The 13,307-nt window shown below is 36.7% G+C and carries 12 protein-coding genes; 7 read left to right on the plus strand and 5 right to left on the minus strand.

What is annotated here, in order from left to right; translation table 11 throughout:
* Window positions 1-247: 247 nt before the first annotated feature.
* Together AC1RNE_RS06015 and AC1RNE_RS06020 are read right to left on the minus strand one after the other, a co-directional pair.
* Entirely contained in the window at window positions 248-685 is a 438-nt protein-coding gene (locus AC1RNE_RS06015) for a hypothetical protein (protein ID WP_492800121.1), read from the minus strand.
* A gap of 104 nt (window positions 686-789) precedes the next feature.
* Window positions 790-1,647 carry an alpha/beta hydrolase gene (locus tag AC1RNE_RS06020; protein WP_492800122.1) on the minus strand — a complete coding sequence of 286 codons (858 nt, stop codon included), beginning with the start codon at window positions 1,645-1,647 and terminating at the stop codon, window positions 790-792.
* Between the two features lie 279 nt (window positions 1,648-1,926).
* Between AC1RNE_RS06020 and AC1RNE_RS06025 the strand changes: the two genes are divergently transcribed.
* On the plus strand, window positions 1,927-2,940 hold the full coding sequence (locus tag AC1RNE_RS06025; protein WP_492800123.1) for a threonine aldolase family protein: 1,014 nt from the start codon (window positions 1,927-1,929) through the stop codon (window positions 2,938-2,940).
* A gap of 70 nt (window positions 2,941-3,010) precedes the next feature.
* Window positions 3,011-3,466: a DUF1801 domain-containing protein gene (locus tag AC1RNE_RS06030; protein ID WP_492800124.1), complete on the plus strand. Its 456-nt coding sequence runs from the start codon at window positions 3,011-3,013 to the stop codon at window positions 3,464-3,466.
* A gap of 172 nt (window positions 3,467-3,638) precedes the next feature.
* Here the strand turns inward: AC1RNE_RS06030 and AC1RNE_RS06035 are convergent, their stop codons facing one another.
* Window positions 3,639-3,890, minus strand: a complete 252-nt coding sequence (locus AC1RNE_RS06035; RefSeq protein WP_492800125.1) for a VF530 family protein — start codon at window positions 3,888-3,890, stop codon at window positions 3,639-3,641.
* A 334-nt stretch (window positions 3,891-4,224) separates the two neighbouring features.
* Between AC1RNE_RS06035 and AC1RNE_RS06040 the strand changes: the two genes are divergently transcribed.
* The gene (locus AC1RNE_RS06040; protein ID WP_492800126.1) at window positions 4,225-5,103 is read left to right on the plus strand and encodes a helix-turn-helix domain-containing protein; all 879 of its coding nucleotides are present in this window, start codon (window positions 4,225-4,227) and stop codon (window positions 5,101-5,103) included.
* A gap of 217 nt (window positions 5,104-5,320) precedes the next feature.
* Window positions 5,321-5,926, plus strand: a complete 606-nt coding sequence (locus AC1RNE_RS06045; RefSeq protein ID WP_492800127.1) for an NAD(P)H-dependent oxidoreductase — start codon at window positions 5,321-5,323, stop codon at window positions 5,924-5,926.
* 179 nt (window positions 5,927-6,105) lie between these two features.
* On the opposite strand, the gene AC1RNE_RS06050 is transcribed toward AC1RNE_RS06045, so the two are convergent.
* Together AC1RNE_RS06050 and AC1RNE_RS06055 are read right to left on the minus strand one after the other, a co-directional pair.
* Window positions 6,106-7,029: a DUF4249 domain-containing protein gene (locus tag AC1RNE_RS06050; RefSeq protein ID WP_492800128.1), complete on the minus strand. Its 924-nt coding sequence runs from the start codon at window positions 7,027-7,029 to the stop codon at window positions 6,106-6,108.
* 24 nt (window positions 7,030-7,053) lie between these two features.
* Window positions 7,054-9,450, minus strand: coding sequence for a TonB-dependent receptor (locus tag AC1RNE_RS06055; RefSeq protein ID WP_492800129.1), 2,397 nt, complete (start codon window positions 9,448-9,450; stop codon window positions 7,054-7,056).
* A gap of 548 nt (window positions 9,451-9,998) precedes the next feature.
* On the opposite strand from AC1RNE_RS06055, the gene AC1RNE_RS06060 reads away from it, so the two are divergent.
* From AC1RNE_RS06060 to AC1RNE_RS06070, 3 genes are all read left to right on the plus strand, one after another.
* On the plus strand, window positions 9,999-10,205 hold the full coding sequence (locus AC1RNE_RS06060; protein WP_309923451.1) for a helix-turn-helix transcriptional regulator: 207 nt from the start codon (window positions 9,999-10,001) through the stop codon (window positions 10,203-10,205).
* A 305-nt stretch (window positions 10,206-10,510) separates the two neighbouring features.
* On the plus strand, window positions 10,511-12,412 hold the full coding sequence (gene nagB / locus AC1RNE_RS06065) for a glucosamine-6-phosphate deaminase (protein WP_492800130.1): 1,902 nt from the start codon (window positions 10,511-10,513) through the stop codon (window positions 12,410-12,412).
* A 431-nt stretch (window positions 12,413-12,843) separates the two neighbouring features.
* Window positions 12,844-13,242, plus strand: coding sequence for a ferredoxin (locus AC1RNE_RS06070; RefSeq protein ID WP_492800131.1), 399 nt, complete (start codon window positions 12,844-12,846; stop codon window positions 13,240-13,242).
* The last annotated feature ends 65 nt before the right edge of the window (window positions 13,243-13,307 follow it).

Genomic DNA, 13,307 nt, shown 5'->3' on the forward strand with positions numbered 1-13,307 from the left:
TCAGGGTTTGCAGCTTGATGATTTCACTAAATGCTATAATTCTATCATCCCTTCGGGATTATTGTTCTGGTTTAAAATAGTTATACATTAGGTAAATTATACCCTTGCTCGGCGTAGCGTTTTTCACTACGTCGGTGTGTCATGCCTTCTTAGCAGGCAACGACGAAAGATAATAGTTTATTTGAGGAGGCAATGTAACATTGCCCGACACTGTGATGTAGTGAAAACACTAAACTAAACGGGGATGTTAAAAATCTCCTTTTTCCCGCCCAAGAAACTCTCCTTTTGAAATTTTATCTATCATTTCTTCAAACTCCTTACTCCTTGACCTATCAATACATAATCCAAATAATCTTTGTTTCTTTACATCTTTACTATTGAAAAAAACATCACCACCTATTTTTTTAGCATATGCATCTATTTTTTCTAAATCTATTTTTTGAATATAACTTATCCAAGCGTTATATAGTAATTTTGTTCTATCTTTCTGGAAAGTAATATCTCCATTGTTTAACAAGCCATTATTAATACAATTACAAAGAAAATAATCCCTCATTAAATCTTTAGCTAGTTTCCTTTTTGTATTAATAAAGGCAATATCTATTTTGTTGTTGGGACTTTGGTGTTGAGAAAAGACTTGCATATTGCTTATCAAAAACAAAAAGATAATTGTTAGTTTCTCCATAATATGTTTTAGTCATTTAAGTTTAAATCTTAGCCCCTCACTCGGCATAGTGTTTTCTATTAGCGGGTGACTTAAGTCACCCGCTAATAGAAAATATCATTTTGTTATCGCTTCCCATCTCCATGTATCCACTGCAAGGCATTTACCATTGCCTGATGACCAATGGTAGCATGATTTTCCAGGGGTAGGTAATCCAGATAAACTTTTACTGTTTTACTTTGAGTGCTTTTAATTTTCTCTGCTAATAAATTGGCATCTACTTCCATTACACGTGGTGGTACTGTTGGTGTAAGTCCCTCTTTGCCTACACCAATATAAACTTCGGTTTTCTGCAAAAAAGTAGATAGCAACAATGCGGACGGCACAGTAAGTAACGAACCATTATCCCACCAAATACTCGGACTAACAATAATATACTTATTAAAAAGCGTTGGCTGTTTTAGCAAAATTTCAGTCGCCAATAGACCTCCTAACGATTGTCCAATAATGGTTTTATTACTATTTGTCTTGTATTTTTTGTGAATGAATGGTTGTAGTTCTTTTTCAATGAATGCTATAAATTTATCGGAGTGCCCAGAGGTAGGATTTTTCTTTTTATCTGCTTCAATGGTAGTAGGAAACGTAAAATCCCTCCTCCTATCAACTGTGGCGATGCCCACTACTATAGATTTAGGAACACGACTTACCCATTCAAAATTATTGAACTGAAATATTCCAGCTACATGAATAAAATCTTCATCAGCCGAGCCATCTAGCAGGTAAGTAACGGGATAGGTAACTGTGTCATTCTTGCTATAACCTTCTGGTAGGTAAATATTTAAAATCCTTTTCTCCCCTAACTCCTTTGAATAAACTTCATCAATCACGCCTAATATAAATGGTTTAGCATTATTAGTTTTATCAGCTTGAGAGAATGCCTGAATGGTAAAGCATATAAAGAGGATGGTAATAATTAATCTCATGATGGATGTTGTGTGTATAATGAAGTTTTGTAGCAATTTAATAAGCTTTACGCCTTTTTCTATGAAGTGATGTTAATAAAAGACTTGCTAAATGTAGAAAAATAGTTTAGATACAAGCAATGCTTCACCAAGGACTGAGAAAAACTAGCCCAGAGGGTTGATAATAATCGTCACTCGTTTGAAACGAGCGACTGCGGTAATAAAAACCATAAAACCCTTCACTACTAAGTTACGCAATATCTATCTTTGCCCTTATTTCATCAAAAAACTAATAACAACATGACCATTGAATTAAGGAGTGATACTTTTACGAAACCTACACCTGACATGTTGGAGGCTATGTTTACTGCCCAAGTCGGCGATGATGTTTTTGAAGACGACCCAACGGTTATTGCCCTTGAACAAAAAGCAGCCAATATGTTTGGTTATGAGGCAGCCTTGTTTTGTACTTCTGGTACCATGACTAACCAAATAGCCATTAACGTTCATGTAAAACAGGGTGACGAGGTAATTTGTGATGCCCTTTCGCATATTTACTTATATGAAGGCGGAGGCATTGCGGCCAACTCCTTAGCGTCTGTCAATTTGCTTGAGGGCGACAGAGGGCGGTTGAGGGCTTGGCAAATCAAGGAAGTAATTCAGCCTGATAATATCCATCATCCTATCTCGGCATTGGTTTCTTTGGAAAATACTGTCAACAAAGGCGGAGGGGCGTATTATCAATTGGCTGATATTCAAGAGATAAAACAACTTTGTATCGCCAATAACATTCCTTTACATCTAGACGGTGCAAGAATATTTAATGCTTTGGTAGAGACACAGGAAAGTCCCCTAGAATATGGCAAAGTATTCGATTCTATGTCGGTTTGCCTATCTAAAGGACTAGGAACACCTATTGGCTCAGTACTTTTGGGAACGAAAGACTTTATCAAAAAAGCAAAAAGAGTACGCAAACGCTTAGGTGGTGGCTGGCGACAAGCTGGTTATCTGGCAGCTGCGGGTATTTATGCTCTTGACCATAATATTAATCGATTAAAAGAAGACCACGCTCGTGCCAGCATAATTGGAGAAACGATGGAAAAGTTACCTGAGGTAGAAAACGTTTTACCTGTGGATACCAATATTGTAATTCTGAATTTGAATCATAAAATTTTAGCAGCTGACTATGTTCAACAGCTCAATGATAAAGGTATTCGTGCTACCACCTTTGGCAAACACCAAGTAAGGTTTGTAACTCATTTAGATTTTACGGACGACCATCTGACGGAGTTTCAGAAGAGAATTTTACAGTAAAATCAAGAGGCTTTTGTTTTCAAATAGCCTCTTTTTTTGTACATTTATGACGACTCAAAACTAGATATCTATGCAAAGCAATGCTTTAACTCCCGACGAATACGTTGAACAGTTACCCGAAGATAGAAAACTCGCTATCAACGCTTTACGAAAAGCAATCCTTCAAAATTTACCAGAGGGTTTTACCGAAGTAATGAGCTACGGCATGATTGGCTATGTGGTGCCACATTCACTTTATCCAGATGGCTATCATTGTGACCCATCGTTGCCTTTGCCTTTTTTGAACATTGCTTCACAAAAAAACTTTGTGGCGGTATATCACATGATGGTCTATTCAGACCCTTCGTTGCATGAATGGTTTGTAGCTGAATATCCTAAATATACTAAAACAAAACTTGATATGGGCAAAAGCTGTATACGCTTCAAAAAGGTAGACCAAATCCCGTATCAATTAATAGGAGAACTGGCGAATAAGGTGACTGTGGATGAATGGGTTAGTAGGTATGAAGAAAAATTTAAGCGATGAATAAAGGAAATGGCTCTTTCTGAAAAATCCATCCTAAACTGGTACTAGATTGTGCTACTTGCTCGAAGTATAGTAGCATTGCTCTTCGAGGTGTTTTAAAGGACAAGTCGAGGAGCAATAAGCGTGACGCTCATTATTATTATAGGTCGTAGGAAATCCTAAGACCAGATGTTCAAACCTTTGCTGCCTTCTCAGCCTTGGCTATATCTCTTAAACTTTTCAAATACAACAATTCTACTTTTGTTCTTGCCCAAGGCGTTTTTCTTAGAAACGACAGACTTGATTTTACATTAGGGTCATAATTAAAACAACGAATATTGATTAATTCTCCTAACTTCTCCCAGCCATAATAAGCCACCAAATGGTTCACTATATTTTCTAAGGTTAGGCCATGTAATGGATTATTTTTTTGCTTGGTTTCCATATTTTTACTTTTGCTATAAGCTATAAGCTATAAGCTATAAGCTATAAGCTATAAGCATTTTTTTTAGTTAACTATTGAAAGGCTTATAGCCTATCGCCAGTACAAAATTAATCATTAAACTATCTATAAACCTATTAGGCAAAGGTAAAAAGAATCATATATTGACTCGTTATTTCTACAGACGGTATTACCATTATTTGAATCTTATAGCATTTTATTTGAATACATTAATGATAATAATGATATAAATACGACATTTGCCTTGATTACTTATATCCTATCACCCTACAAGTAATCACGGAAAATTAGCTTACACGTTTTGAAATAAATAGTCGTGAAAAAATCAGAATCGCAACAGGAGTTTTTTGGGAATAAGTTACCAAACGTAGGCAGTCAGTTTAATATCTATGAATGCGATGCTTTCAGGGCTAAACCTGTGCCTTATAATCGCAGGGATTTTTATAAAATAACACTGCAATTTGGTACTAGTCGCCTTGAATATGCTGATAAAGGAATCTTGATTGATAAGCCCGCCTTGTTGTTTACCAATCCATTGATTCCTTATTCGTGGGAGCCTATTTCCGAAGACCAAAAGGGTTATTTTGTGCTTTTTACAGAGGAATTTCTGAAAGTTACCAATGCTGATTTTGCTTTGGAACATTCACCATTGTTTAAATTAGGAGCCGATCCTGTGTATTATGTAGACCCTGAGCAAATAATTTATATATTACAGATATTCCAAAATATGTATAGGGAATATCATTCAGACTATATTTATAAATTTGATTTACTTCGCAACCATTTGAATGTATTAATGCACGAGGCTGTAAAGATGCAACCTCTGAACAATTATATTGAGCCTCAAAATGCTTCAACACGCATTGCTTCTCTTTTCCTTGAGCTACTAGACAGACAGTTTCCTGTTGATCTTCAGCGACCTTTTAGCTTAAGAACCCCTAACCAGTATGCCGAACAACTTTCTATTCATGTGAACCACCTCAACCGAGCAGTAAAGGAGACTACTGGAAAAACAACAACTGTACATCTTAATGAACGTATCATCACAGAAGCGAAGGCATTACTAACTAATACGGATTGGAATGTAGCCGAGATATCATACAGCCTTGGTTATGAATATCCTACCTATTTCAACAACTTCTTTAAAAAACATGCTGGAAAAAATCCTTCATTTTTCAGAGGAGAACCTGTCTAACAAATGTTATGATAGTTTGTCTACTTTAATATTCTATTGTTTAGGCACTCAATCATATTATTTTAAATTGTTTGAATCTATTAATCATCTGTTTGAATACCTTTAACACTCACTTCTTCTGTCTCCATAAATTTGTATCATCTTTTATTTATCCCTGTAATATTCCCTATTGATATAAAAAGGGATTTAGGAAGATTAAAAATACAAATTATTAATAATGGAAGCTATCAAAAAAGTATTGCTTATCAATACACATTTAACCTATCCTAATTGGACAGAAGGAACATTAAACAAGGCATTTTATCAAATTGCTAAAGACTTTTTTACTGCTCAAGCTTACGAGGTTTTGGAAACAGTTATTGAAGAGGGTTATTTGCCCGACGAAGAAGAGAAAAAGCATTTGGAAGCAGACATCGTGATTTTACAAATGCCTGTTAATTGGTTTGGCGCACCGTGGATTTATAAAAAATATGTTGACGAAGTATTCAACTGTGGGCTATTTAGTAAATCATTTCTAACAGGTGACGGAAGGGTAAATAACGACCCAACCAAACAATATGGAACAGGCGGGCTTTTAGCAGGAAAGAAGTTTATGATTTGTGCTACTTGGAATGCTCCGTCTGAAGCATTTAATCATCCTGAACAGCGTCTTATGCAAGGTAAAAGCACAGCAGATATATTTCTTCATATTACAAGTAACTATCGTTTCTGTGGATATGAAATTATGGATGATTACAATTGTTTTGACATATTCAGACGTAGCGATATTGCCAAAGACCTTGAAGGCTATCCAGCACATTTAAAGAAAGTTTTCAATTTGTAAACTCTTTTTTGCATCCTCCGCAAAAATTTTTACCCGCTGATTTACACTGATTTAATACGCTGATTTTGGAGATTTTTTAATTGCTATGCTTGGCGTAATTATAATACTACGCCAAGCTCAAATCTAGCGTCTTTTGTCTTGCGTCCTACAGTCCTAAAGTCTCAAAATCCTAAAGTCCTCTAATCATTAAATCTTTTCACAGCTTTGTTTTTATCAATTGTCACTTCCAATGAGCTAACAGCCGATGTACCAAACCAACCTGCTGCTTGTTTTTTAGGAGTCGTGCTGATATTGATTACATTACAAGGGATTCTGGCAGCAGGTGTCGAAAACAAACCAGTGTTGTTCAATTCTGTACGAAACTGCGTCCAGAAATCAAAATGCGGTTCTGTAATCGAATTAAGTTCTACTTTTAATTTATCGTTTTCTAAATACAATTCTGGCGAAATAGCCCTACGCAGTGGCAAAATAAACATCAAGCCATCGCCTACGCTACTTTTGTTTAAAAGGGCATCATAGGCAATTACGATATTATCCGCTCCGCTAAACATTTTTCCATTTTTATATACCTTCACACGGTAGCAGTCGCCTACTCCTACAAAATCTTTGGCATAAAAATTAGCATCGTAGCCCTCTTTGGGTTTATTATCGCCCGTCTGGTTTACTCTTCCACTACTTTCATATTTATACACGATAGAATCTATTTTAGGCACTCTTTTCAATTCCGATACCGCTTGGTAGCTCTCGCCGTCGGCATCTATTCTTAAAGTATAGGTCTTGCCAATAGCTCCCATTGCTTCTGTAGCAGTGCTAGGCGTCCAGATGTATTTGCCTTCATTTTTTGTGTCCTTAAATTCATACACTTTACCTGTATTGTCGGTTACTTTTACGGTGGCATTAGTAACAGCCTTGGGCGTGGTAGTACTTAATAATGCCTGCGATTCTGTCAGTTTAATAAATTGTTCGCCCGCTACGTTGGTAATAGTACCTTCTACGACTAAATACTTTTCGGTTTCGGGGACATTTAATTGAATCACGTCTTCGCAACTCATTAAAGAAACACTCAGGAATAGGGAATATATATATTTGATAATCGATTTCATAATTGATAATGTTAAAATTCACTATTAGAATTTAAAGTTGTACGTTACTGATGGAATAAACGAGCCTATGATGGATAAACGAACGGCTTCGTTCTGTACTGTTCCCACTTGGGTAGTTCCGCCATCATCTTTTGGTCGGGTGTAAATTGAAAATGGATTTCTACGATTGTATAAGTTATAAACTGAAAATACCCATTCCGATTCGCCTTTCCCAAACAATGCTTTTTTGTTCTTTTTGGTAGCTGAAATATCCAAACGGTGATATGATGGCACTCTTACGTTTCCTCTTACACCATTGGTTGTAATCCCAAACGTTAAGTCTTCATACACGCCCTGCCCTTTTCCTAACGAATACGGCACGCCAGAAATAAATGAGAAGTTTGAACCAAAACTCCAAGTTTTGTTGAGTTCATATTGCGCTACCACGTTCAACGTATGTGTACGGTCGTAACGGTTAGGATACCAGTTATTGTCGTTCAATCCTTGTACCAAACGTTCTGTGCGCGCTAACGTATAGCTTACCCAGCCTGTCAGCTTGCCTTTGTTTTTCTTACCGTAAAACTCTACCCCGTAGGCACGACCTTTACCAAACATCAAATCTTTCTCAAACTCAGGGTTCAAGAATAAATCTGCGCGGTCGGCATAGTCTATTTGGTTTTGTAGGTCTTTATAATATACTTCTACTGATGTTTCGTATTCGTTATTACCAAGGTTTTTAAAGAAACCTAAGGCAACTTGGTCTATCAACTGAGGTTTGATATTGTTGGTACTAGATGTCCAAACGTCCAACGGCGTAGAAGCCGCCGTATTAGAAAGCAAATGAATATACTGAGCCATGCGGTTGTAACTAGCCTTGATAGAACTGCTTTCGCTGGTTTCTAATTTCATGCTTAACCTTGGTTCAAAGTTTTGATAGCTTTGCAATACTTTGTTTTTATCGTTGACTTTGGTCGTAAGGTTATAGCCCGAAGGAAATTCGTCCGAAACGCCTACATATACTCTTTCATAATATACATCTTCTTTGCTAGTATAGTCGTATCTAGAAAAACGAAGACCATATTGTAATGACAACTTCGACGAAATTTTCATTTCATTCCCTACATAAGCCGCATATTCTACTGCATTTTTAGGTGCCGACCCAAACGTACGTTTGTCACCATTTGAGCTAGCCGTAGCCGACCCTGGTGTAAAGTCATAGTTTAATACCTGTCCACCAAAAGTAAGGGTATTGTCTGGCGTGATGTAATAGGTAAAGTCTGGTTTAAAGCTTAGGTTTTTGATATTCGATGTCCATCTGAAGGCATTATTTGGGCGTTTGTTGGCTAAGTCAGAATCCAACAGATAATCGTAATCACTAAAGAACGCTGTAGAGTTCAAGAATAATTTAGAACTAAACACATGGTTCCAACGAGCAGAAAGCGTACTGTTTCCCCAATTGAAACCAAATTGGTTACCAAATACATCTCTCCCAAAATATCCTGACAAGAAAACAGTATTGTTTTGGTTGATATTATAGTTTACTTTAGCCGTTAAATCATAAAAGTTGAATTTTGAATCAGCACTACTACCTGTTAAAAACGGTTTTGCCAGTACATCAATGTATGAACGTCGTGCCGCTACAATGAATGAGGCTTTGTCTTTTACGATAGGTGCTTCGATAGAAAGACGGCTAAAGATTGCCCCAATTCCTCCATTGATTTCTAAGTGTTTGGCATTTCCCTCTTTCATTCTTACATCCAAGATAGATGCTCCACGTCCGCCATATTGGGCAGGAATACCGCCTTTTATGAGTTTAACATCTTTTACAGCATCTGGATTGAAGATAGAGAAGAACCCAAAAAGGTGAGATGAGTTGTATACGGGTGCATCGTCCAATAAGATAAGGTTTTGGTCAACCCCACCTCCGCGGACATTAAAACCACTGGCTCCTTCACCTACTGTAGAAACCCCCGGTAATAGTTGAATAGCACGTACCAAATCGACCTCGCCTAATAAAGCAGGAATCTTTTTGATGGTTTTCATTTCTATTTTATTGACCGACATTTCTATGGCTTGTACGTTGTCGTCTTCGCGTTTAGCATTTACTACTACTTCTGCTAGCTCCTGTCCGTCTTCTTGTACTTCTACATTCAAGGTAATATTTTTGTCAACAAGTTTAATGTCTTTGATTGATTTACGATAGCCCAGTGAGCTAATAACAATTGAATAATCGCCTTTAGGGAGGGTCAAAGAATAAAAACCATAGGTGTTTGTGGTAGTACCAGTCATTAATTCCTTCACAAAGATGGAAGCACCTATCAGGCCTTCGCCATTTTTGCTATCTTTTATATAGCCACTCACCGTCAATTTATCAGATTGAGCAAAAAGTTGTATCGGTAAAATCAATAATACAAGTAAGGATTTTCGAATAAGGTTTATCATAAATTGAAATTAGAAATGTTTAAATTTAAAAATGGGCTTTTGTTTCTCTTTTAAAAACTCAGGAATTTGATTTTAGTTATTTGTTTTTTTGAAATTCATGTCTTCAAATCTACTCACTTGTGCTTTTTCCATGCTTAGCACTACACACAATTAGCTGATTATCTTTACTTTATCATCAACAACTAAGCCATCTCATCAGTAATTCAGTCTTTGAAATGAATATATTTTATTTATTATTTCTCTTGCAAAAATGGGTATAAAACCATCAAAAAAGCGCTTTTTAAATAGTTTTTATAATAGCATCATCATTAGTACTCATTTGAATAATGCAAAATTACCCTTGTTTATTATGAATGAAATATAAGTATGTGATGAATGGCAAGTTCAGTAATCTGACAGTCGGAAACTATTATACCCCTACACATAATGATAAATTAACAGAAACTATCAATTAATTTAACACATCGGAAACATATTGCCGAATAATAATTTTTATTTTAAATATTAATTGTATATTTGCAAAAATATCAGTAAAATAATTCTGAAATATGAATCTTGAACAATTAGGCAGTGTTATCCGTGAAAGAAGAAATACTCTTTCTCTTAGCCAAGAAAATTTAAGCGAGCAAAGTGACGTAGCGATTAAGACGATTCACTCTATCGAACTGGGGAAGGCTAACCCTTCAATAAAGACACTTAACAAAATCTTAGATAATCTAGGATTGGAAGTAATTGTAGTGAGCAAAAAGGAATAAATCGTCCTTAATTGATGATTGAAGCTTTAGAGTACGTTTAAATTTTATAAAGATTTATAATTCAATATTTTAGACAAAACTGGCGTAAGCATCTTTTGAAATTCCGCTGTTTGAGCGAAGCGAGTTTCGGAATTTCTTGATTTTCTTTTGTTACTTTTCTTGTATCAAGACAAGAAAAGTAAGGTCTTAGAAAAGGAAGTATTTCTCTTTGAGAAATAGAAATAATTTAAACATCCGCTCATAATACAACAAGCCTTCTAATTTAATAACATATAAAATCTTTCTAATTCTCAAATTGATTTAACATGGAACAAGCCATTAGTTACGAACGTATTCCGACCATTATTTACGCTGATTCAGATGCAGCGTCTCGGGCAATCGCTCATGAAATCGCTGGCATCATTCGTCAAAAAAGTATTGAAGGTAAACCCGCCGTATTAGGTTTGGCAACGGGTTCATCACCTAAAAAAGTTTACGCCGAGCTTATCAGAATGCACCGCGAAGAGGGTTTAAGTTTCCAAAACGTAGTTACTTATAACCTCGACGAATATTATCCGATGCAACCAGACGCCGTACAAAGTTATGTGCGTTTTATGCGTGAACAACTTTTTGACCATGTCGATATTCCATCGGGCAACTGGCATTTACCAGACGGTACGTTACCACTTGAAAAATTAGCAGAGTTTTGTAAAGATTACGAAGCACAAATTGAGCGTTATGGAGGTTTAGATTTTCAATTACTTGGTATTGGTAGAAACGGTCACATTGGTTTCAACGAACCAGGTTCTTTGATTAACTCAAGAACACGTTTGATGACCCTCGACTTAACGACTCAAATAGATGCCGCAGGCGACTTTGGTGGTTTGGCGAAGGTATCTAAAAAAGCCATTACGATGGGTGTCCAAAAAATCATGGAAGCCAAACGTGTGGTATTACTAGCATGGGGTGAGCACAAGGCTATCAACGTAGCGCGTGCCGTTGAAGGTTCGGTAAGTTCTGATGTGCCTGCTTCTTATTTGCAATTACACGAAAATGCTTCTTTTGTTATTGATACTTCGGCAGCATCACAATTAACCAGACTTAGTACTCCTTGGATGGTTGATGCGGTGAATTGGGACAGACCAATGATTAAAAAGGCTGTTATCCATTTGGCATTAACGGTGAACAAACCTGTATTGAAATTGACCAATTCGGATTATAACGAAAACGGTCTTTCAGATTTGTTGGCATTGTATGGCCAAGCGTATGATATAAACATTGAGGTATTCAACTATTTACAACACAGTATCACAGGATGGCCGGGCGGAAAACCTAATGCGGATGATTCTAACCGTCCTGAACGTGCATACCCTGCTCGTAAAAAAGTGATTATATTTAGCCCACACCCAGACGACGATATTATTTCGATGGGTGGTACTTTCCAACGTTTACACGACCAAGGTCATGATGTACACGTGGCTTACCAAACTTCTGGAAACATTGCCGTTGCTGATGATGAAGCATTGCGTTTTGCTGAATTTGTGGTTGACTTCAACGAAAGATTTGAGGCTAACAATGCTAAAGCAAACCGTATTTATCGTGAAGCGGCTAAGTTTTTGAAAGCTAAAAAGGATTCTGAAATCGATACGCCAGAGGTGCGTTATATCAAAGGGCTGATTCGTAGAGGGGAAGCCAAAAATACTTGTCGTTACGTAGGTATCAAAAAAGAAAACATCCATTTCTTGGATATGCCTTTTTATGAAACAGGAACGGTACAGAAAAACCCAATCGGGCAAGCTGACGTAGATATCGTATTGAATTTGATTGAAGAGATTCAACCACACCAGATTTATGCAGCAGGCGATTTAGCCGATCCGCATGGAACGCACAAGGTTTGTTTAGATGCTATTATTGAAGCGGCACAAAAACTAAAACACCGCGAGTACATGAATAATTGCTGGATTTGGTTGTATAAGGGTGCATGGCAAGAATGGGATATCGACCAAATAGAAATGGCCGTACCGATGTCGCCAGACCAAGTGTTGAAGAAACGTTATGGCATTTTCAAACACCAATCACAAAAAGATGGTGTACCTTTCCAAGGTTCAGACGACCGCGAGTTCTGGCAACGTGCAGAAGACAGAAACAGTAATACTGCCAAGCTATACAACAAATTAGGCTTAGCCGAATACGAAGCAATGGAAGCTTTTGTAAGATGGAAGTTCTAACGATTTTATTACACTAATCAACAGTAAAAGGTTGGCAAATTAATTTTTGTCAGCCTTTTTTTTTAGGCTGGAAGCCTTGTAATAGTCGTCATTCGTAAAATAAGAGCGACTGCGATTTGGATAGACTTTAGACTTGAAGACATTAGACTTGAGGACTATTTAAAAAATCTCCATAATCAGCGGATTAAATCAGCGAAAATCTGCGGGTAAACATTAAGGGCTTTGGACAGTCTAAAACCATGATCTTTAGCACATACTTTTTATCTAAATAATTACTCATGGCATGACTTCCTTAGTTTTATCATAGTTTTGCCAACCAATTGGAATTCATGCGATGAGTGATGCCAGAGGACGAATTAATCGAACAAAGGACGTAATTATGAAAATTTAGCACTAAATTCAAATGACTAGTTTTAAAACCAAGATTTGCCATGCCTAAAGAAACGAGTAGCAATATATTTTATAATATCTTTCAGTTCTTGACAAACAAAAAGACGAAATACTTCGATAAACCTAAAGCTAAAATCCCTGAACGCTTTCCAGAAAATTCTCAAGGAGACTTCTACGTCGAGAATGGAGTTTGTATTACTTGTGGAGCACCAGAATATGAAGCACCTGACTTAATAGAGCATTCTAAACTTGAATGTGGACATTGCTATTTCAAAAAACAACCACAAACTGAAGATGAAATTCAACGTGCTATCAATGCAATAGCCGTTTCTTGTATTTCAGGACTTAGGTATGGTGGAACTGACGAAAAAATATTGAAACAACTTTATGAAATGGGTGAAGGTGCCCAATGTGACCATAAACCCATAGGTAATTTATAAAACTATTATTTGAAATAAAGTGGAATTTCTGAACTATGGCTCTATTAAGATAATGTTGTCCAAAC

Source organism: Arcicella sp. GW822-FHT02H01, assembly GCF_058802005.1.

Coding starts and splice junctions, on each gene's coding strand:
- AC1RNE_RS06015 (WP_492800121.1), bottom strand. CDS start 685: ATGGAGAAACTAACAATTATCTTTTTGTTTTTGATAAGCAATATGCAA.
- AC1RNE_RS06020 (WP_492800122.1), bottom strand. CDS start 1,647: ATGAGATTAATTATTACCATCCTCTTTATATGCTTTACCATTCAGGCA.
- AC1RNE_RS06025 (WP_492800123.1), top strand. CDS start 1,927: ATGACCATTGAATTAAGGAGTGATACTTTTACGAAACCTACACCTGAC.
- AC1RNE_RS06030 (WP_492800124.1), top strand. CDS start 3,011: ATGCAAAGCAATGCTTTAACTCCCGACGAATACGTTGAACAGTTACCC.
- AC1RNE_RS06035 (WP_492800125.1), bottom strand. CDS start 3,890: ATGGAAACCAAGCAAAAAAATAATCCATTACATGGCCTAACCTTAGAA.
- AC1RNE_RS06045 (WP_492800127.1), top strand. CDS start 5,321: ATGGAAGCTATCAAAAAAGTATTGCTTATCAATACACATTTAACCTAT.
- AC1RNE_RS06050 (WP_492800128.1), bottom strand. CDS start 7,029: ATGAAATCGATTATCAAATATATATATTCCCTATTCCTGAGTGTTTCT.
- AC1RNE_RS06055 (WP_492800129.1), bottom strand. CDS start 9,450: ATGATAAACCTTATTCGAAAATCCTTACTTGTATTATTGATTTTACCG.
- AC1RNE_RS06060 (WP_309923451.1), top strand. CDS start 9,999: ATGAATCTTGAACAATTAGGCAGTGTTATCCGTGAAAGAAGAAATACT.
- nagB (WP_492800130.1), top strand. CDS start 10,511: ATGGAACAAGCCATTAGTTACGAACGTATTCCGACCATTATTTACGCT.
- AC1RNE_RS06070 (WP_492800131.1), top strand. CDS start 12,844: ATGCCTAAAGAAACGAGTAGCAATATATTTTATAATATCTTTCAGTTC.